The organism is Pseudorhodoferax aquiterrae, from assembly GCF_014652235.1.
Lineage (GTDB): Bacteria > Pseudomonadota > Gammaproteobacteria > Burkholderiales > Burkholderiaceae_C > Pseudorhodoferax > Pseudorhodoferax aquiterrae.
In genome coordinates, this window is sequence record NZ_BMYK01000015.1 from 23218 (window position 1) to 42446 (window position 19229).

At 72.0% G+C, this 19229-nt stretch carries 23 protein-coding genes; 10 read left to right on the top strand and 13 right to left on the bottom strand.

Annotated elements, in window-relative coordinates:
- The first annotated feature begins 5 nt into the window (after positions 1 to 5).
- The gene (locus tag IE209_RS20630) at positions 6 to 2348 is read left to right on the top strand and encodes a glycosyltransferase family protein (RefSeq protein WP_189688794.1); all 2343 of its coding nucleotides are present in this window, start codon (positions 6 to 8) and stop codon (positions 2346 to 2348) included.
- Here the strand turns inward: IE209_RS20630 and IE209_RS20635 are convergent.
- Positions 2345 to 2923, bottom strand: a complete 579-nt coding sequence (locus tag IE209_RS20635) for a DUF2934 domain-containing protein (RefSeq protein ID WP_189688795.1) — start codon at positions 2921 to 2923, stop codon at positions 2345 to 2347. The genes IE209_RS20630 and IE209_RS20635 overlap by 4 nt on opposite strands.
- 318 nt (positions 2924 to 3241) lie before the next feature.
- Between IE209_RS20635 and IE209_RS20640 the strand changes: the two genes are divergently transcribed.
- The gene (locus IE209_RS20640; protein WP_189688796.1) at positions 3242 to 3760 is read left to right on the top strand and encodes a hypothetical protein; all 519 of its coding nucleotides are present in this window, start codon (positions 3242 to 3244) and stop codon (positions 3758 to 3760) included.
- A 3-nt stretch (positions 3761 to 3763) separates the two neighbouring features.
- On the opposite strand, the gene IE209_RS20645 is transcribed toward IE209_RS20640, so the two are convergent.
- From IE209_RS20645 to IE209_RS20675, 7 genes are all read right to left on the bottom strand, one after another.
- Positions 3764 to 4657: a ZIP family metal transporter gene (locus tag IE209_RS20645; RefSeq protein WP_189688797.1), complete on the bottom strand. Its 894-nt coding sequence runs from the start codon at positions 4655 to 4657 to the stop codon at positions 3764 to 3766.
- A 5-nt stretch (positions 4658 to 4662) separates the two neighbouring features.
- Positions 4663 to 5157, bottom strand: coding sequence for a YciE/YciF ferroxidase family protein (locus IE209_RS20650; protein ID WP_189688798.1), 495 nt, complete (start codon positions 5155 to 5157; stop codon positions 4663 to 4665).
- Between the two features lie 169 nt (positions 5158 to 5326).
- Positions 5327 to 5791, bottom strand: coding sequence for a DUF2269 family protein (locus tag IE209_RS20655; RefSeq protein WP_189688799.1), 465 nt, complete (start codon positions 5789 to 5791; stop codon positions 5327 to 5329).
- Between the two features lie 9 nt (positions 5792 to 5800).
- Positions 5801 to 7105 carry an SDR family oxidoreductase gene (locus IE209_RS20660; protein ID WP_229882965.1) on the bottom strand — a complete coding sequence of 435 codons (1305 nt, stop codon included), beginning with the start codon at positions 7103 to 7105 and terminating at the stop codon, positions 5801 to 5803.
- A complete protein-coding gene (locus tag IE209_RS20665; protein WP_229882966.1) occupies positions 7102 to 7617 on the bottom strand; it encodes a hypothetical protein in 516 nt (171 codons plus the stop codon). The genes IE209_RS20660 and IE209_RS20665 overlap by 4 nt, the downstream gene beginning before the upstream one ends.
- 211 nt (positions 7618 to 7828) lie before the next feature.
- On the bottom strand, positions 7829 to 8416 hold the full coding sequence (locus IE209_RS20670; protein WP_189688801.1) for a hypothetical protein: 588 nt from the start codon (positions 8414 to 8416) through the stop codon (positions 7829 to 7831).
- 45 nt (positions 8417 to 8461) lie between these two features.
- Positions 8462 to 8725: a hypothetical protein gene (locus IE209_RS20675; RefSeq protein WP_189688802.1), complete on the bottom strand. Its 264-nt coding sequence runs from the start codon at positions 8723 to 8725 to the stop codon at positions 8462 to 8464.
- Between the two features lie 171 nt (positions 8726 to 8896).
- Between IE209_RS20675 and IE209_RS20680 the strand changes: the two genes are divergently transcribed.
- The 8 genes from IE209_RS20680 (at position 8897) to IE209_RS20715 (ending at position 14792) form a co-directional block, all read left to right on the top strand.
- Positions 8897 to 9127 carry a hypothetical protein gene (locus IE209_RS20680; protein WP_189688803.1) on the top strand — a complete coding sequence of 77 codons (231 nt, stop codon included), beginning with the start codon at positions 8897 to 8899 and terminating at the stop codon, positions 9125 to 9127.
- Between the two features lie 175 nt (positions 9128 to 9302).
- On the top strand, positions 9303 to 10466 hold the full coding sequence (locus tag IE209_RS20685) for a PAS domain-containing sensor histidine kinase (protein WP_189688804.1): 1164 nt from the start codon (positions 9303 to 9305) through the stop codon (positions 10464 to 10466).
- 215 nt (positions 10467 to 10681) lie between these two features.
- On the top strand, positions 10682 to 11635 hold the full coding sequence (locus tag IE209_RS20690; protein ID WP_189688805.1) for a manganese catalase family protein: 954 nt from the start codon (positions 10682 to 10684) through the stop codon (positions 11633 to 11635).
- 18 nt (positions 11636 to 11653) lie between these two features.
- Positions 11654 to 12577 (top strand): DUF72 domain-containing protein, encoded by a 924-nt coding sequence (locus IE209_RS20695; RefSeq protein WP_189688806.1) that lies wholly within the window; start codon positions 11654 to 11656, stop codon positions 12575 to 12577.
- Between the two features lie 95 nt (positions 12578 to 12672).
- The gene (locus IE209_RS20700) at positions 12673 to 13434 is read left to right on the top strand and encodes a histidine phosphatase family protein (protein ID WP_189688807.1); all 762 of its coding nucleotides are present in this window, start codon (positions 12673 to 12675) and stop codon (positions 13432 to 13434) included.
- The gene (locus IE209_RS20705; RefSeq protein WP_189688808.1) at positions 13431 to 14354 is read left to right on the top strand and encodes an NAD(P)H-hydrate dehydratase; all 924 of its coding nucleotides are present in this window, start codon (positions 13431 to 13433) and stop codon (positions 14352 to 14354) included. Before IE209_RS20700 ends, IE209_RS20705 begins: the two co-directional genes overlap by 4 nt.
- Positions 14351 to 14560, top strand: a complete 210-nt coding sequence (locus tag IE209_RS20710; protein ID WP_189688904.1) for a hypothetical protein — start codon at positions 14351 to 14353, stop codon at positions 14558 to 14560. Before IE209_RS20705 ends, IE209_RS20710 begins: the two co-directional genes overlap by 4 nt.
- Position 14561: 1 nt before the next feature.
- Positions 14562 to 14792 carry a hypothetical protein gene (locus IE209_RS20715; RefSeq protein ID WP_189688809.1) on the top strand — a complete coding sequence of 77 codons (231 nt, stop codon included), beginning with the start codon at positions 14562 to 14564 and terminating at the stop codon, positions 14790 to 14792.
- 10 nt (positions 14793 to 14802) lie between these two features.
- Here IE209_RS20715 and IE209_RS20720 read toward each other — a convergent pair whose 3' ends face one another.
- The 5 genes from IE209_RS20720 to IE209_RS20740 all read right to left on the bottom strand — a co-directional run bounded on the left by IE209_RS20720 (position 14803) and on the right by IE209_RS20740 (position 19205).
- Positions 14803 to 15327, bottom strand: a complete 525-nt coding sequence (locus IE209_RS20720) for a hypothetical protein (RefSeq protein WP_189688810.1) — start codon at positions 15325 to 15327, stop codon at positions 14803 to 14805.
- Between the two features lie 15 nt (positions 15328 to 15342).
- Positions 15343 to 16494, bottom strand: a complete 1152-nt coding sequence (locus tag IE209_RS20725; RefSeq protein WP_189688811.1) for a zinc-dependent alcohol dehydrogenase — start codon at positions 16492 to 16494, stop codon at positions 15343 to 15345.
- Between the two features lie 46 nt (positions 16495 to 16540).
- A complete protein-coding gene (locus IE209_RS20730) occupies positions 16541 to 17503 on the bottom strand; it encodes a manganese catalase family protein (RefSeq protein WP_189688812.1) in 963 nt (320 codons plus the stop codon).
- 165 nt (positions 17504 to 17668) lie between these two features.
- Positions 17669 to 18259 (bottom strand): alpha-ketoglutarate-dependent dioxygenase AlkB, encoded by a 591-nt coding sequence (locus tag IE209_RS20735; protein ID WP_189688813.1) that lies wholly within the window; start codon positions 18257 to 18259, stop codon positions 17669 to 17671.
- A gap of 199 nt (positions 18260 to 18458) precedes the next feature.
- Positions 18459 to 19205, bottom strand: a complete 747-nt coding sequence (locus IE209_RS20740; RefSeq protein ID WP_189688814.1) for a flagellar brake protein — start codon at positions 19203 to 19205, stop codon at positions 18459 to 18461.
- Positions 19206 to 19229 lie beyond the last annotated feature (24 nt).

A 19229-nucleotide genomic window follows, 5' to 3' on the forward strand; every position in this document is an offset into this window, starting at 1 on the left:
ACCGCATGCAGGAGACCGATGGCAGGCAGGCGGGCGGCACGGCCGCATGGGAGCAGCCGGTGTCGCTGCGCTCGTTCTGGATGGGCGGCTTCGAAGGCGCCGACCACCTGGATCCGCAGTGCCGCCCGCTCGACATGGCCAGCGCGCATGGCCACCTGGCGCAGCTGGAGGACGACTATGCCCGCGCCGCTGCGGCCGGCCTGCAGACTGTGCGCGAGAGCATCGGCTGGCGCCTGTGCGAGCCGCGCCCTGGCGTGTTCGACCTGGCGCGCCCGCTGCGCATGGCGCGCTGCGCGCGCCGCCATGGACTGCAGATCCTGTGGACCGTGATGCACTACGGCACGCCGCCCGACGTGGACCTGCGAGACGACGCGCTGATCGACCGCTTCGCCGCCTTCGCTGCGGCCGTCGCGCAGGCCCTGGGCGGGCAGGGCGCCGAGCCGCCCATCTATACCCTGGTCAACGAGATCAGCTTCCTGTCGTGGGCCGTCGCGCACACCAACATGCTCGGTGCCTATCAGGGCGCCCAGGAACGCCGGCCCAGCACGCGCGCCAGCGGCTACGAGGTCAAGCGCCGCCTCGTCCGTGCCACGCTGGCGGCCGCAGAGGCCGTGCGCCGCATCGATCCGCAGGCGCGCTTTCTGCAGGTCGAGCCGCTCGTGCACGTGGTGGCGCCGGCCGGCCGGCCCGAGCTGGCACCGCTGGCCGCGCAAGTGGCCGCCTACCAGTGGCAGGCCTGGGACCTGCTGGCCGGCCTGGCCGAACCGGGGCTGGGCGGTGGGCCCGGCATGCTGGACCTGCTGGGCGTGAACCACTACCACAGCGGGCAATGGGAGGTGGAGACCGAGCAGCGCCTGTGGTGGCATGCGCGCGACCCGCGCCGGCGCGGCCTGGACATGCTGCTGCACGACGCCTGGCAGCGCTACGGCCGGCCGCTGCTGGTGGCAGAGACCAGCCATGTGGGCGCAGGCCGGGCGGCCTGGCTCGGCGACGTGGCCTGCCAGGCGCTGCGCGCGCGTGCCGCCGGCGTGCCGCTGCTGGGTCTGTGCCTGTATCCGCTGGTGGACCGGCCGGACTGGAACGACGCCAGCGCCTGGCACCACAGCGGCCTGTGGGACGTGGCGCCAGCGCCGGCCGCGCGCGCGCCCTTCGAGCGGGTGCTGCACCGCCCCTATGCGCGCGCGCTGGCGCTGTGGCAGCAGCGCTTGCCGGAACCGGCAGCGGCACCGGAACCACCCACGCTTGCCGTGTTCTCGCACCGCCCCTGGGACCCGCTGCAGCATCGCACGCTCCACCTGATGACCGAACTGGCGGTGGACCACCGCATCGTGTTCATCGAGCCGCCGGTGCCGGGCGAGGGGCCGGCACGGCTGCTGCGCAGTTGCCCATGGCCTGGGGTGGAGGTGCTGCAGCCGCTGCTCCCGGGGGCCTCGGACGGCTTCGATGGCGCGCCGCCGCCGGCCATGGCCGCGCTGCTGGCACCTGAGATCGTGCCTGGTGCGCTGGCCTGGGCCTGCACGCCGCTGGCCCTGCCGCTGCTGCGCGCGTTGCGCCTGTGCCCTGCGGTCTACGACTGCGCCGAGGGGCCTCCTGTGGGCGCCTTGGCGCCACGGTGGCGGCTGCAGCAGGCGCGGCTGCTGCGCGGGGCGGCGCAGGTCTGCGCGGCCGGCCCGGCGTTGGCGCGTGCGCTGGCACGGCAGCGCCCTGGGGTGCAGAGCCTGTTCCAGGCGGTGGACGCCGCGCACTTCACGCCAGCGGCCGTGGCGCCAGGTGGCAGCGAAGCGCAGGAGGCCGCGCGCCTGCTCGGGGGTCTGGTCGGGCCCGTGCTCTGCCACGTGGGTCGCATCAGCGCCCATGTGAATCTGGCACTGCTCGCTGCCATCGCCGACGCGCGGCCGCATTGGCAGCTCGTGCTGATCGGCCCGGTCGCGCTGCCGGTGGACACGCCGCTGCCGCAGCGGCCCAACCTGCACTGGCTGGGCGCGCAGCCTTACAGCCTGCTGCCGGCTCTGCTGGCGCGCGTGCAGCTGGGCCTGCTGGCCTGGCACCGCGATGCCCACACCGCATTGGCCCATCCGCCGCAGCTGCTGGAGTTCCTTGCCGCGGGCAAGCCGGTGGTCAGCGTGCCGTTGCCGGACGTGCACGACCTCTACGCTGCCGTGGTCGACACCGCAGAGGACGCGGCCGGCTTCGTGCAGGCCTGCGAGGCGGCACTGCAGCGCGAGGGAGTGCACGACCTGCACCGGCACGCGCGCATCCAGGCGATGCTCGCGCGCTGCAGCTGGGAACGCCGCGCGCAGACGGTGCGGGCGCTGCTGCAGGCCGCCGCGGCGGGCGCTGCTGCCTAAGGCGCGCCGTCGCCGCTGCCGTCGACCTGGCGTTCGGCCTGCAGCCAGTCCTCGACTTCGCGGCCGGGTGCGAAGCCGCGCCCGGCGGCCAATGCGTAGGCCGCGGCGCGGATGCGTTCCTCACGACCGCCGGCCGCGTCTGCACCGTCCTGCGTGCGGCCCTGCGCGGCTTCGTGCTCGTGCAGGCTGGGTGCCACGTTGGGGCCTTCGGGCAGCGTCGCGGGGGCCTGCTGCAGATCGGCGGGCGTGGGGGAGGGGTGGGGTGTCGCCATGCTGTCCTCCTGTGGATCGCTGTCCGGCAGCGACGTGGGACTGCGGCGCGGCTCGCCGCGTGCGGCGTCGTCGCGCGAAGGGCCGCTCAGCACCGCACGCTGCTGGCGCTCGTGCTCCGCCGCGGGGGCGCCGCGTTCGCCGGCCGGGTACTCGTAGGCGGTGGTGGGCGCATCGGCCGGCGCGCGGCGCGCGGGCTGCCCCGTGCCCGGCGGCGGTGCGCTTGCCACATCGCCAGGCCCCTGTGGTTGTTCCTGTTGCTGCTGCTGCGGTGGGCCGCTCGGCGGCCTGGTCTTCGGCTTCATGCTGTCCTTCCGGAGTTCGCGGGGTGCGGTGTCGCCTTGGCCCCGGGGCAAGGCGCGTTCCCGCCGTCCACCGCTGCGGCGGGTATGGGTCTTGCTCCCCCCAGGGCGTCATCCACCCAACGAACGAAGGACCGCATGACAGCCCGGGCCAAGGACAAGCTGCTGGACTGGTGGCGCGGTGCGCACGCCATGCCGAAGCCGGCCGGGCAGATGCGGGCCAGGCACTGATGAGCCCGCCCGGCGGGCCGGCACGGTTTGCGGCAAGATTTGCCGGGCGATCGCACGCCAGTGACGGGCCGGCGGCGGAGCCCCCACGCCATGGTCGGTGACGCGCTGGCGCTGTGGCTGTACGGCGTGCTGCCGCTGTGGATCGCGGCCGGCTTCGCCGACTGGTGGTGCCACCGCCGCACTGCGATCGAGCACCACAGTGGCTGGCGCGAGTCGGCTTTCCACTGCGCGCTGTTCGCGCAGATGGGCGCAGCAACCCTGATGACCCTGCTGCTGGAGCCCACGCCGGCCGTACTGGCCATCCTGGCCGCAGCCATCGTGGCGCACGAAGCCACGACCTGGCTGGAGCTGCGCTTCGTCGTCGGCCGGCGCGCGGTGCGCCCCTTCGAGCAGATGGTGCACAGCTTCATGGAAGTGCTGCCGCTGGCCGGGCTGCTGTTGCTGGCGCTGACGCCCCCGGCCACGGGCGCGGCCGGTCTGGCACTGCGCCACCAGCCGTTGCCGGCCGCCACGTTGGTCGGCCTGTGCACGGCCTCGCTGGTCTTCAACGTCGTGCCGCTGCTGGAGGAGCTGTGGCGCTGCCTGCGCGCCAGGCGGCGGCCGGCCTAGGCCTCAGCCCAGCGCCGTGTCCAGCACCATCATGAGCACGAAGCCCAGCAGCAGACCACCGGTGGCGAAGGCCTCGTGGCCCTGGCGGTGCGATTCGGGAATGATCTCGTGGCTGATCACGAACAGCATGGCGCCGGCGGCCGCCGCCAGGCCCCAGGGCAGCAGCCCGACCGACACCGTCATGAGCGCGGCGCCCATCACGGCGGCCACGGGCTCGATCAGGCCGGAGGCGATGCCGATGCCGGCGCTGAGCCAGCGCCCGTAGCCCACGCTGCGCAGCGCGAGCGCCACGACCATGCCCTCGGGCACGTCCTGGATCGCGATGCCGGTGGCCAGCGCATTGGCGCCGAAGTGGTCCGCACCGCCGTAGCCCACGCCGATGGCCAGACCTTCGGGAAAGTTGTGCAGTGCAATGGCCAGCACGAACAGCCAGGCCCGGCGCAGCGAACGTGCGCGCAGGCCTTCCGTGCCCTTGACGAAATGCTCGTGCGGCACGAGCCGGTCGATCAGCATGAGCAGCGCCGCGCCCAGCAGCAGCGCGCTGCCGACCAGGCCGCCTGCCCCCCAGGGACCGGCACCCTGGGCCTTGGCCGCGGCAAGCGCCGGCAGCACCAGCGAGAAGGCGCAGGCGGCCAGCATCACGCCCGCGCCGAAGCCCAGCAGCGTGTCGCAGGTACGCTGCGACATCTGCTGGCGCAGCAACACCGGCAGCGTGCCGAGTGCCGTGGCCAGCGCGGCCATGCCGCCGCCGGCCAGTGCGCCCAGCAGGCGCGGATCCTCCCAGGGCAGCGCCTGCCAGGCCCGCAGCGCGAGCAGCACCAGGCCCAGCACGAGGATCAACGTGCCCAGCGCGCGGCGCCACGGGCGCAGCGTGCCGGCGGCCACGGGTGCGTGCATGGCGATCAGCTCTCGACCGCTTCCTCGATCGAGGCCGCCTGGCCCAGCGTGCCGAGCTTCTCGTCGGTGGCCTTCTCCTCGGCCAGGGAGGCTTCCAGCAGCGGCACGGCCTCGGTCAGGCCCAGTTTGGTGGCCAGCAGCACCAGCGTGGTGTAGCTGGCGATCTCGTAGTGCTCGACCTTCTGGGCCGCGCCGATCAGCGCCACGTCCAGCACCGGGCCCTTGTCGATCTCGTCGATGAGGTCGTTGCCTTCCTCGACCAGGCCTTCCATCGCGGCGCATTTGATGCGTTTGAGCTTCAGGCCCGTGAGCTCGACGATCTGGTCGATGCGTTCCACCTGGGTGCGCGTTTCCTCGAGATGGTCGCGGAAGGCCTGGGCCAACTGCTCGTCGGCGGCGGCGCGCGCCATCTTGGGCAGCGAGCGCGTCATCTGCTTCTCGGCGCTGTAGGTGTCGGACAGTTCGTGGATGAACAGTTCCTGGACGGTCTTGACGGCCATGGTGGGCTCCTGTGTGAAGGTGAAGGGTGTGGCGCGCCGGCATGCCTTGGCGCGACGCAGTGATGGTGCGGGCTGCCGCAGGGCGCTGCTGTCAGCGCCTGGCCGGTGGGCGTTCCCCGCGCACTTCCGGTCCTGTTGTCGGAGCGGATTGACAGGCTGGAACGCGTGCTCATGCGGGCTTGGCGACCATGAGCCAGAAGATCGCCAGAAAGGCTCCGAGCGCGGGCACGCCGAGCGCGCACCACCAGCGGAAGTAGCGCCAATAAGGCGGTGGCAGCGGGACCCCATCACGCAAGGCCTGGGCCGCCACGTCGCGCAGGCGCATCTGCAGCCAGACCACGGGCAACCAGCAGGCCATCGCCAGCACGTACAGGCCGATCGACCACTGCAGCCAGCGCGCCGTGGCCGGAAAGCCGGCCAGCTGCATGAGCCACCAGCCCGTGAGCGGCTGCAGCACGGCCGTGGTAACCGTGAACAGCCAGTCCGCCCGCACCACCCAGCGCGTGACGCCGGCCGTCAGCCCCACGTCGCGGCTCAGGCTGGCGACCAGCAGATAGAAGGCCGTGCCGATGCCGGTGCCGAACAGCACCGTGGACGACAGGATGTGCAGCCATTTGGCCGGGAGGTAGTCCATGGCGCCGCCTCAGGGTTTGTCGCGCTGCGTGGCCCACAGCACGCCGATCAGCGCGAGCATGGGCAGGTTCTTGGACAGCGGACCGTACGGATGCAGCCACCAGTGCGGCATGCGCAGCGTGATCAGGGCGGTGTAGCCGGCGATGACCAGCAGCAGTGCACACCACACGCGGCCCATGTGGCGCCGCGGCGCCAGCAAGGTCGCCACACCCAGCGCGAGGTCGAGCAGGGCGCCGGCGTACAGGGCCACGCGGGCCGGCGCCCCGTGCAGGCCGAAGTCGGCAAGCAGCGCCAGGCTGCCCGCCACCGGGTACAGGCCGAGGGAGACGGCGGCGGTCCACAGCCAGACCGCGGCCACGCTGGCCCGCCCCAGCGGCAGCAGCAGCCGCAGGACGGCGGCCTGACGCAGCGCGGGCCGTTCGGTCGGCGCGACGAAGGCCGCAGGCGCACGCGGCGGCCGGCCCAGCAGGCCGGTGATGGCGGCCGCGTCGGCGGTGTTGCCGCGCACCAGCATGCGCACGGCCTCGGCGTCCACCGTGCTGCCGGGCAGGCGTCCCAGCACCCCCGCAGCGCCTTCGGCAAGGCGGGGCGGCACCGGCAGCACCCAGGCCGGCCGCCGCCAGCCCAGGGCGCGGCGCAGCGTGGCCAGGTAGGCCGCCAGGCCCAGCGGCTGCGGACCCACGGCGGCCAGCGTCATGCTGGGTGCCCCGGCATCGCCGATCCAGCGCAGCACCGCCTGCACGAGGTCGTCCAGGTGCAGCGGCTGCACCTGGGCCGGCGTGGCCGGCAGCGCCAGCAGCGGCAGCGCGGCCAGGCCATGGAACAGCCGGGTGCTGGCGCCCGCAGGTGCGTACACCAGCGAGGGTTGCACCACCAGGGAGCGCAGCGGCAGCGCGCGCAGTGCAGCATCGGCCGCGTGCTTGCTGCGGTGAAAGGCGCTGGCGGCCTGGGCACCGCTGCCCAGTGCCGAGACCTGTACCGCGCGCGGCACGCCGGCCTGGGCCGCGCCCTCGAACAGCGCGATGGGTCCGCGCGCATGCAGGGTGTCGAAGCGCTGGCGGCCGTGCTCGCGGAAGATGCCGACCGCGTTGACCACGAGGTCCATGCCGCGCAGTTGCCCCGCCCACCAGGGGGCTGGCGGCACCTCGGCCAGATCGGCCTGCAGCGTGGCCGTGGCCGGTGTGGCGGCATGCAGCGCAGGCGTGCGCACCGCCGCGACCACACTGTGGCCCTGTTGCGCCAGCGCGCGTGCCAGTGCGCCGCCGATCAGGCCGGAGGCGCCCACGACCAGGATCCGCAGCGGCCTGGGACTCACGGCAGCTGCCCGGGCGGCGCTGCGGCTGGCGCCGCGTTGCGGCGCCGCTCCACGGCCGCGGTGCCGAGTGCCAGCCCCAGCGCGAAGGCCGCATACACGCCGGCCAGCGCGGGGCGGGACAGCCGGTGTTCGAACCCGGGCGTGAAGCGCCTGGGGGTGAGCTGGAAGTCGACGAAGCAGGCCAGCGCACTCGTCGCCGCGCTGCCCATCAGCGCTCCCTTGCCACGGCGCAGCGCCGGCTGGCGGCGGCAGGCCAGCGCGAACAGCCCTGCCCAGAACACCGAGGTGGCATGGTGCGTGGCATAGCCGGTGGCGGTGTGCGCCGCGTCCACGCCGTCGTGCTGCAGCGCCTCGTCGTCCCAGTACCAATGGCTGACGGCGTTCAGCGGCGCAGCGGCGCTGGCATTCTCGCGGCGGCCGGCCCAGGCCAGCACGGCGCAGGAGAGCAGGCTGGCCAGGCTGCCGGCCACGAGTGCATGCACGGCCGTGGCGCGGGCCGCTGGTCGATCCAAGGGGGAGGGCATACGGGAGGCCTTTCGCATGGGAAGCTGCGCGCGCGTGGAGAAAAAAGCGCCCGCCGGGTGTGGCGGGCGCAGACCCCTGCAAGCAATTTGCGTCCAGGACCGAGACGCGAAGCCAGTCTCGCCCGGTGCACGGCGTCCGACCGCCGGATGGCGCCGGCAGGCCCTGTGGGACAGGCCGCGCAGCGCCGAACAGCACGGCTCAGCGGGTCTGGTCGGTCTGTCCCCCGGGCGGCGGCACCACGTCCTCGGCGCGGCCCCGCTCTGCCTGTTCGGGCAGGCCGCTGGTGGGCTCGCCCTTGATGGCATGGTCGGCGCGGGCGCGTCGCAGCACGGCCCGCTTCTTGGCCAGGTCCTCGCGCGACAGGGAGGACGAGGCCTGCTGGCCGGCCTGGTGCTCGGCGTCATCCATGGGGGCTCTCGCGGGTGTGGTGGACCCGCTGGCGCCGGCGCCCGCAGGCGCGGGCGGTGCCGCGGCGGCTTCGGCCGGCCGCGCCTGGCCGCCGGCCCGCGCTGTCAAGTCGCTGTAGCGCCGCTGCGTGGCGGGGCCGCGGGGCGCATCGGCCTGGCCGGCCTGCAGTTCGCGGCCCGCCTGGCGCATGCTTTCACTGGGCGCGCGCACGCCGCTGTCGGACGACTCGTCGCGCTCGTGCGGCAGGCGCAGCGCCTCGTCGTCCTGCACCACGGTGCGGGTGGTGCCGCGGTCGGCGGGGCTGCCGCTGGCCGGCGGCGGGTCGCCGGCGCTGGCATGGGTGGCAAGCTCGGGGGAAGGTGGGGTAGTCCGGGTCATGGCATTGCGTGGCAATCGGCGTTCCACACTGCGCGCGCAGCGGCCTCAGAGCCGGGCCAGGCCGCGCAGCGCCGCCAGCGCCTTGTCGCGTGCCTCGTGACCTTCGGGAGGCCGGCAGGCCGCCGCCGCAGTGGCCGATGCAGCCAGCATGGTGCGCAGGTGCTGGGAAGCCAGCTGGCGCAGCGCCGCGGCCTGCTGCCGATCCAGCGCACTGGCGTGCGCCGGCCCGTTGCGCAATGTCAGGAGTTCGGCCTGCTGCGCCGCTTGGTGGGCGGCTTTCCAGGCTTCATATGCATCGCGGAACTCCATGGGAGCACCTCCGAGGGTGCGCTCACGGTGGCTCGGCAACCAGGGCACGAAGGAGGCTGCCGCCCCAGTGTGGTGCCGGCCGATGGCGATGTAAAGCGCGGTGGCGCCAGAACGGTCGGATCGGGGCGACGTCCTACATGCCGTGCGCCGTGCCTACCCGTAGAAGCTTGCATGGACAGTGCGGTGGACAGGGCGATGGAAGCGGGGCGTAGCGCCTACCGGTGCGGGCAGCAGCGCTGGGCCAACCCGTATGGTGCGGACCCCGGCTCGCGGCTGGCCCAGATGCAGGCCTGCGCCTGGACCATCGGTTGGGTGCGCGAACACCACGAAGCCGTGATGCGCGCATCCTTGCATGCGCGGCAGGGATCGCTGGCCTGGGAGACGCAGCCGCCCTGTCCCTGAGGGTGTAGCCGCATACCGGTCTGGAACGTGGGCCCAAGGCGCCGACAGGCGGTCCGGGCGCACGCCTACGTGGCGCGGCGAACAGCCGTGCAGACTGAGCAGCCATCGACCTCACCGAGCCGCCGCACATGCCCCTTGCTCTCCTTGCCATCGGCCACCGCGCGGCCAGCCGCCCATGAGCCTGCAGACGCAGGGCAACGCGGCATGGGACGCGCAGGACGCCCAGGCGCTGTTCGCGCTGTTCCCGGCCGGCCTCAAGCAGTACGCCGTGGTGTTCGTCGACACCGCTGGGTGCATCTCGGGCTGGAGCGAGGGCGCCTTCGCGCTGACCGGATTCAGGGCGCAGGACGTGCTCGGCCGGTCCCTGTCGATGCTGTTCACGCCCGAGGACGCGGCGCTGGATCTGCACCTGCACGAGCTCAACAGCGCCCGGCTGCTCGGTTCGGCCGAGGACGAGCGCTGGCATATGCGCAAGGACGGCTCGCGGCTGTGGGCCAGTGGCATGACGGTGCCCCTGGGCACTGCGGGGGAGCCGCGCGGCTATGCCAAGCTGTTCCGCGATGCCACCCACTTGCGGCTGCGCCTGGATGCGCTGGAGCAGGAGGTGCGCCAGGTGCGCCAGTTCCGCCAGGACCAGGACCTTGTGCTGGCGACGATCGCCCACGAGCTGCGCAGCCCGCTGCAGCCGCTGACCACGGCCGCCGAGCTGCTGTCCCAGCCCATCGAACCGGCCCTGCGCGAGCGCGCCACGCGCATCCTGCGCCGGCAGATCCACCAGATGGAGCGGCTGGTCGAGGACCTGATCGACATGACGCGCGTGGGCCAGGGCAGCATGCGCATCGTCTACGAGACTGTGCCACTGCAGCCGCTGCTGGCCGAGGCCGTGGAGAGCTGTCGCGAGGCGGCCATGCGCCGGCAGCTCGACCTGGTTTGCGTGCTGCCGCCGGTGGCGGTGCAGGTCGAAGTGGACCCCGGCCGCATCGTGCAGGTCGTCGGCAACCTGCTGGACAACGCCATCAAGTTCACGCCGGCCGGTGGACGGGTCGCGCTGCAGGCCAATGTGGAAACGCGGCATTTCGTCGTGCGCGTGCAGGACACGGGGCGCGGCATCGGTCCGGAGCTGCAGCCAAGGATCTTCGAGATGTTCACGCAGGCCGAGGGCGCGGACACCGCCCGCGGCAAGGGCCTGGGCATCGGGCTGGCGCTGGTCAAGGAGATCGTCGCGCTGCATGGCGGCTCGGTGGAGGTCAAGAGCGAGGGTGCCGGCAAGGGCAGCGAGTTCTTCGTGCGCGTTCCGCTCACGCGGCCCGCCACCTACCTGCACGGACCGGCGCCGTAGCAAGGGGGCAGGGCGGACAGCTCCGGCGTGGACCCCACGCTGGGGGGCTTCGCTGCGTCTGCGTGAAGCCTGTCGGCGGGCCGTGCTGTTCCGGCGCGTGCGCCGGCACTGAAGCGCAGAGCTGCCATCGACTGACACCGCAGCACCGCCGGCAGGCCGACAGTGGCGACAGGTCCCGCAGCGGCGGGCTTCTTCCACGCAACCACGGAGCTTCCATGTTCTTTCACAACAAGCGTCTGCAGTACACGGTCCGCGTGACCGAGACCAACCCGGGTCTGGCCAACCTCATGCTCGAGCAGTTCGGCGGGCCGCAGGGCGAGCTGGCCGCCGCCTGCCGCTACTTCACCCAGGCCCTGGGCGAGGACGACCCCGGCCGCAAGGACATGCTCATGGACATCGCCACCGAAGAACTCAGCCACCTGGAGGTCATCGGCACCATCGTGGCCATGCTCAACAAGGGCGCCAAGGGCCGGCTGGCCGAGGGCGTGGAGACCGAGGCCGAGCTGTACCGCGCCATCTCGGGCGCCGGCAACGACAGCCACGTGACCCAGGTGCTGTACGGCGGCGGCCCGCCGCTGGTGAACTCCGCCGGCGTGCCCTGGACGGCCGCCTACATCGACACCATCGGCGAGCCCACGGCGGACCTGCGCTCCAACATCGCGGCCGAGGCGCGCGCCAAGATCGTCTACGAGCGGCTCATCAACCTCACGGACGACCCGGGCGTGAAGGAGGCGCTGGGCTTTCTGATGACGCGCGAGATCGCGCACCAGAAGTCCTTCGAGAAGGCGCTGTACAGCATCGCGCCGAACTTCCCGCCGGGCAAGACGCCGGGCGACCCGCGCTTCACCAGCGTGTACTTCAACATGTCGCAGGGCGACGGCGACGCGGCGACCGGGCCCTGGAACACCGGCGAGCGCTGGCAGGTGGTGTCCGAACGCGAGGCGCAAAGCGCTGTCGATGGCGGCGATGGCTCGGCGACGACCCAGCTCGACGACGCCGAGGCGGCGGTCGTCGCGCAGATGGCGGGCCGCACGGCCTCGGTGCCGGCTGGCGATCCCATGACCGGCGCCGAGCTCGGCATGGCCGACGACGAAGCCTTGACCGAGGTCCAGCGCACGCTGGAGTCCGTCCCGGCCGACGGCGTTGGCACGCCGCGGCCTGGGCAGTAGCGGGGCAGGGAAGCCGGCTTGGCCAGCGTGCGCATCGGCATCTCGGGCTGGCGCTATGCGCGCTGGCGCGGCGTGTTCTATCCGCGCGGCCTGGCACAGCGCCTGGAGCTGCGCTTCGCCGCGCGCATGCTGCCCACCATCGAGCTCAACGGCTCGCACTACGCGCTGCAGCAGCCAGCCTCGTACGAGGCCTGGCACGACGAAACGCCCGAGGACTTCCAGTTCGCCGTGAAGGGGCCGCGCTACATCACCCACATGCTGCGGCTGCGCGAAGTCCACACGCCGCTGGCCAACTTCTTCGCCTCCGGCCTGTTCGCGCTGGGCCGCAAGCTGGGGCCGCTGCTCTGGCAGTTTCCGCCTTCCCTCGCCTACGACGCCGAGCGCTGCGAGGCCTTCTTCGCGCAGCTGCCGCAGGACACCGAGGCCGCGCTGGCCCGGGCGCACGACGCGCGCATGCAGGGCAGGGCGCTGCTGCGGCCACGTGCGGCGCAGCGGCTGCGCCACGCGGTGGAGGTCCGCCATGCCAGCTTCGCCGACCCGGCCTTCGTCGCCCAGCTGCGCCGCCACGGCATCGCGCTGGTGGTGGCCGACACGGCCGGGCGCTGGCCGCTGCTGGAGGACCTGACGGCCGACTTCGTCTACGTGCGCCTGCATGGCGACGAGGAGCTCTACGCCAGCGGCTACGGCGATGCGGCGCTGGACGACTGGGCCGGGCGCGTGCGCGCCTGGCGCGCGGGCGGCCAGCATGCGCAGGCGCACACGGTGGGCAAGGGGCAGGGCCGGCGCCGGCCGCGCGACGTGTTCGTCTACTTCGACAACGACGTGAAGGTGCATGCGCCCTTCGACGCGGGCCGGCTGGCGGTGCGCCTGCAGGTGCCCACCGGCATGGACGCGCAGGGCGGCTTCGCGCTGCCGGACGGATGGGATGCAGCGCCGCGCTGATGCGTCGCAGCCTGCAGCGCCCCACGCCGGCCTGCACCTGCGCGATGCGCCATGAACCTACATCCGCACGCCGGCCACGCCGTCACCATTTCCGCATGACCTCCACCGCATGGCCCCACACCCTCTGGATCGTGCGCCATGGCCAGAGCGCCGGCAACGTGGCGCGCGACGCGGCCGAAGCCGCGGGCCAGGCCATGATCGACATCTCGTTTCGCGATATCGACACGCCGCTGTCGGAGCTGGGCGTCACGCAGTCGCGTGCGCTTGGCCGCTGGTTCGGCAGCCTGCCGCCAGAGCAGCGGCCCCAGGTGGTGCTGTGCTCGCCCTACCTGCGCGCGCTGGAGACTGCCCGCATCGTCGCCGAGTCGGCCGGCGGCTGGGATGGCGCGGTGCGCACGCGCCAGGACGAGCGCCTGCGCGAGAAGGAGTTCGGCATCGTCGACCGGCTCACGCGCCATGGCATTGCCCAGAAGCATCCCGAGCTGAACGCGCAGCGCGGCCATGTCGGCAAGTTCTACTTCCGCCCGCCCGGCGGCGAGAGCTGGTGCGACGTGATCCTGCGCCTGCGCAGCCTGACCGAGATGCTCACGCGCGAGTACGCCGGGCAACGCGTGCTGGTGGTGGCGCACCAAGTGGTGGTGAACTGCATGCGTTACCTGATCGAGGAACTGGACGAAGGGCAGATCCTGGCCATCGATGCCGAGGGCGATGTGCCCAATTGCAGCGTGACCTCGTACCGACGGGCCGCGGACGGGCAGGGCCTGGTGCTGGACCTCGTGAACTTCCTCGCGCCCTTGCAGGAGGCCGGCGTGCCGGCCACCGCCGCACCCGACGCGCCGGCCGCGCCCAAGCCATGAATGCCGCGCCGGCCGAGCCGCTCGCTTTGACCGCGCAATCGCTGCGCGACTGGCCGCTGCCGGCGCCCGATGCCGGCGGCGACAAGGAGGCGCGCGGCCAGGTGCTGGTCGTGGCCGGCAGCCGCGAGATGCCCGGCGCGGCGCTGCTGGCCGCGCGCGCTGCGCTGCGGGCCGGCGCGGGCAAGCTGTCCATGGCCGTGCCGCAGTGCATCGCGCAGGGACTGGCCCTGCAGATGCCCGAGGCGCGTGTGATCGCCTTGCCCGAGACCGCCGAGGGCGGCCTGGCCGCCGATGGCGCGCAAGAACTCGCGGCGGTGGCCGGCAAGGCCTCGGCCGTGCTGGTCGGGCCGGGCATGCAGCATGGGGCCGCCACCTGTGCCTTCGTGGCGGTGGCGCTGCCGCTGTGCGCGCAGGCCACGGTCGTGCTCGACGCGCTGGCCATGGACATCGTGCGCGCGGGCAGCCGCTTCACCCAGCCGGTGGTGCTGACGCCGCACGCGGGCGAAATGGCGGGCCTGCTGGACATTCCCAAGGACGAGATCCTGGCCGCACCGGCCCGCCACGCGCTGGCCGCGGCCCGGCGCTGGCAAGCCGTCGTGGCGCTCAAGGGCGCCACCACCTGCATCGCCGCTGCGGACGGCCGTGCCTGGCAGCACAGCTGCACGGTGCCGGGCCTGGGCACCTCCGGGTCGGGCGATGTGCTGGCCGGCGCGCTGGCCGGGCTGGCGGCCCAGGGTGTGCCTGCCGAGCAGGCGGCCGCCTGGGCCGTGGCCGCGCACGCGCAGGCCGGCAGCCGGCTCGCGCGCCGGCACGGCACGCTGGGCTATCTGGCCAGCGAGATCTGCGATGCACTGCCGGCCGCGCTGCACCGCTTGGCGCAGCACCCGCGCGGGAACGCGGTTTGCCGCACCCACGCATGACGCACGACGACCCATCCCCAGCCACCGGCGCGCCCGCGGCGCCGGCCAGTCCGCCCATGGCCCCGGGCGACGAAGCGCCTGCCGGCACGCCGGGCACGGGCGAAGCCCCGTGCCGCGACTGCGGCGGCACCGGCCGCATCGATGGCCGGACCTGCGCCACCTGCCAGGGCACGGGCACCGTCAACGTCGGCATCGGAGGTGCATGAGATGACCAGCAAACGCCCTTGGCCTTTTCCCACGGCGGAGCACCACCCGCCGCCCGATCCCGCTGCGCCGCTGCCCAAGACGCCCAGCGAAGACGCGCTCGACCACGGCATCCAGGAGAGCTTCCCGGCCAGCGACCCGGTGTCCGTGACCGTGACCACGGTGCCCGACGAGGTCCCTGGCAGCGCGCCGCCGCGCGCCCCGGCCGGCAAGCCCCCGGCGGACGGCGACTGACGCCAGGCCCTCAGCGTCGGCGCCTCAGCAGGTAGAGCAGCGCCAGCGCCCCCACGGCCAGACCGACCTTGTGCACGGCGCCGCGCGGGTTGTGCTGCCATTCGGCGCGCATGCCCATCTCGGCCGGGATGTTGGGCACGCGGCCACGCAGCAGGTCGTCCACCAGGCCTTCGCCCACATGCACGCGGTCGGCGGCCAGCAGCACCAGCCAATGGCGCAGGTCGTTCTCGCTCCAGCGAAAGGCCAGGCCCCGCAGCAGGCCACTGATCCCGCGCGGCGGCACGGTGGTGCCGAAGACGGGCGTGATGCCGGGCCGCTCGACCGAGCAGAGCACGTGGACATGGCTTTGCTGCTGCTCGGGCTGGGTCCAGTGCAGGCCCGGCAGGCGCGCCGGCTGGCGTTCCTTGGGCACAGCCGGCCGGTTCTGCGGCGGCAGGTCGGCGCCCCAGCCGGGCGGGCGCGGGCGCAAGGGCGGGGCCGCGCTGGCGCTGCCTTCGGAGGGGGTGCTGGCGGCGGTGACGGTGTCGTCGGGCATGGGAGGCTCCTGGGTTCAGCGCGCGGAGGGCATGGTCAGCACCGTCTTGATGCAGCCGTCGAGCTTGCTCGAGAAGATGTGGTACGCATCGGCCACGTGCTCCAGCGGAATGCGGTGGGTGATGACTTCGGAAGGCTTGACCCGACCGGCGCGCACATGCTCGATGAGCCGCGGCAGGTGGCGCTTGACGCTGGCCTGGTTCATGCGCAGCGTGAGGCCTTTGTTCAGCGCGTTGCCGATGGGCACGGCGTTGAAGGTGGGGCCGTAGACGCCCACGATGGAGACCGTGCCGCCCTTGCGCACCGAATTGATGGCCCAGTGCAGCACGGTGGCCGCGCCGGCCTGCAGCATGAGGTGCACACCGGTCAGCCGCTGCAGCGCGCTGCCGCTGGCCTCGGCGCCCACGGCGTCGATGCAGACGTCCGGGCCGAGCCCGTCGGTCATCTTCTTCAGGTGCACGGCCATGTCGCGCACGTCGCGGAAGTTCACGGTCTCGCAGTGCGCGAAGCGGCGCACGAAGTCCAGCCGGTAGTCGACCTCGTCGACGACGATCACGCGGCCGGCACCCAGCAGCCAGGCCGATTTGGCCGCGAAGATGCCGACCGGCCCGGCGCCGAACACCACCACCGTGTCGTTCTCGCGGATGTCGCCCATCTCGGCGGCCTGGTAGCCGGTGGGGAAGGCATCGGTCAGCAGCACCGCATCGTCCAGCGAAATGTCCTCCGGGATCACGGTCGGGCCGATGTCGGCCATGGGCACGCGCACCCGTTCGGCCTGGCCGCCGGCATAGCCGCCCGTGGTGTGCGAGTAGCCGTAGATGCCGCCGACGGCCGTGGCCTCGGGGTTCACGTTGTGGCAGTTGCTGTAGAGCTCGCGCTCGCAGAACCAGCAGGTGCCGCAGAAGATGTTGAAGGGCACGAGCACGGCGTCGCCGACCTTGAGGTTGCGCACCGCAGGGCCGACCTCCTCGACGACGCCGCAGAACTCGTGGCCGAAGGTGCTGCCCACGCGCGTGTCGGGCACCAGGCCATGGAACAGGTGCAGGTCCGAGCCGCAGATGCACGAGCGCGTGACGCGCACGATGGCATCGCCCGGGTGCTCGATGCGCGGTTCGGGCATGTGGTCGGCACGCACGCGGTAGGGACCGCGGTAATTCATTGCCAGCATGGATCGCTCTCCGGAAAGGGGCCGCGGTGCGGCCCGTGGGTGGACGTCAGAGACCGGGGGTGGTGGGCGGAGTGGTGCCGCCCGCGCCGTCCGTCGACGGCTTGACGGCCCGCGTGATGTCGTTGAGCGCGGCGTCCTCGCCCATGCCGAGTTCGGCGCCGGTGAGCGGATCGCCGGTGGGCACGGAGGCGGTGCGCTGGGCCATCTGCTGCACCACGCTGTCTTCCTCGGCGCCCAGCTGCACGCCGGGCAGGCCGGAGCCGCCGTCGACCGCGGCCTGCTGGTCGCGGTCGGACACGAACTGCCAGCGGTCGCCGGCGTTCCAGGGACCGCGCACGGTGTCGCCATCCCCCTGCGACATGTTGAAGTACACGCTGGTGAAGCGCGGATCGCCCGGCGTCTTGCCTGGCGGGAAGTTCGGCGCGATGCTGTACAGCGCCTTCTCGAAGGACTTCTGGTGCGCGATCTCGCGCGTCATCAAAAAGCCCAGCGCCTCCTTCACGCCCGGATCGTCCGTGAGGTTGATGAGCCGCTCGTAGACGATCTTGGCGCGCGCCTCGGCCGCGATGTTGGAGCGCAGGTCCGCCGTGGGCTCGCCGATGGTGTCGATGTAGGCGGCCGTCCAGGGCACGCCGGCGGAATTCACCAGCGGCGGGCCGCCGCCGTACAGCACCTGGGTCACGTGGCTGTCGTTGCCGGCGCCCGAGATGGCGCGGTACAGCTCGGCCTCGGTCTCCACGCCCTCGGCCAGCCGGCCCTTGGCGCCCTTGTTGAGCATGGCCACGATGGTGCCGATCACCTCCAGGTGGCTGAGCTCCTCGGTGGCGATGTCCATGAGCATGTCCTTGCGGCCGGGGTCGTCCTCGCCCAGGGCCTGGGTGAAGTAGCGGCAGGCGGCGGCCAGCTCGCCCTGCGGGCCGCCGAACTGCTCGAGCATGAGATTGGCCAGGCCCGGGTTGGTCTCGGTCACGCGGACCGTGTACTGCAGGCGTTTGTTGTGGGCGAACATGAAGAACTCCTGGTGGGTGGTGGTCCGGCCGGTGTCGGCAATCGGTGTGCCGGCGCGACGCCATCACCGCGTGCCTGGCGGCGCGCGGATTTCCAGGAGATTCCCGCTGGCCGGTCGACGGCCCTGGCGCGGCGGCTTGTGGTAAGGCTTGCCGCAAGCGCCGCACTAGCTGCGCCTGGCGGGTTGGCGCGGCGTGCGGAAGGTGATGGACCACCGCTGCGCCTTCACCGCCGGCACGCAGTGCTGCCAGGCCCAGCGGGACGCGCCCGCCAGCCTGTAGATGGACCGTGCCGCCACGTGCAGCTGGACCACCTGGCGCCTGGCGGCCGCGCCGGGTGGGTAGGGTCTGAACCGAAGCAGGGCCGCGTTGCCCAGAGAGACGCCGGCGATGGTCTCGAAGTCCGGCACATCGCGGTGCCAGCCCAGCGGCGTGCCGGGCGCGTACGCGGCCACCAGAACCTGCACCAGCTGATCGCGGTCCACGCCGAGCCAGCCGGCGACGCGGTCACGCAAGGGCAGCAGTCGCTCGTCGAGCGCCATCCCGGGCCGCAAGGTGTTCGTGTCGAAGTCGTAGCTGCTGCCGAAACTGACCACCTGGCGGCGTGCCGTGTAGTCCTTGTATTTCGCCGGAACTAGAGGCAGTGTCCGCACGAGCGCGAGCAACTGCAGTTCTTCCTCCACGCTCAGGAAGTCGGGCGCGTACCGCAGACCAGGAATGGACTGGACGGCGTCGTCGGCGAACAGGTCGGCTTGCATGCGGCGTGCTGGTGTGGGGCTTGGTCTCGGCGCCACGACGAGTGCATTGGCACTGCGTTTATGTACAGCGATTGTAGGCTCTGGCGCAATCGGGTGCTGACCATAGCGGCCCCTCGCACTACCTTGTGCCGATTGATACGATGTATATTATGTTAATTTGCGCTGACGACGAAAGCAGGATGCGAAATCCTGCTCTACTTCAGTTGCGATGGATCAACAGCGTTTCGTAGACATAGTTCTGCAGCAAGGCCTGGTGCGTCGCATCGATGTCGAGGAAATTGATGCCGTAGGTATAGACGGTATAGAAGGCTCCGCCATCAGGCGCCGTGCCGACCGCCTGCTGCACGCTGCGGATCGAGGCTGTCGTCGAAATGGCGACTTCTTCGTTCTGCGACTGCACGAGGATGGAGAAATTGATCTCGATGGTGTCGCCGACCGCGCCCAGCGGATTGGGCGTCGATACCAAGGCGCCGGACAGGCTGATGTCCGACAGCGTCGCCTCCTTCACCAGCTCGCGGTTCGTCGGGTTGACGACGCGTACGGGGATGTTGGCTTTGACGCGCACCGCTTTCCGCAGCCCGACCTTCTGGATGTTGGTCGGGAACGACAGCAGCATGAGCGGTCGGGGCTTGCTCAACACGGCTTCGATGCGCGAATCGAAGGTGAACACCGACACGCCGGAAAACACGCGCAATGCCACTTCGGCCCCAGCCGCGGTCTCGACCGGTTTGCCATCCTGCTGCGGGACCTGCATCAGCAGATAGTCGTCCACCACAAAGCCGATCAGCGATGTGTACTGCACAGTCGGACTGCTCGCCTGTTTGGGCATGATTTGCAGGCGGACGCCGACCTGCAGGTTCATGTCCTCGAACTCGATCTTTGCCTTTTTACTCATCTCGATGTTGGGATGTAGGTGGAGCCGCCGGAAACCGCCTTGCACCGTCATCTGTTCAAAAACCACGCAGTTTAA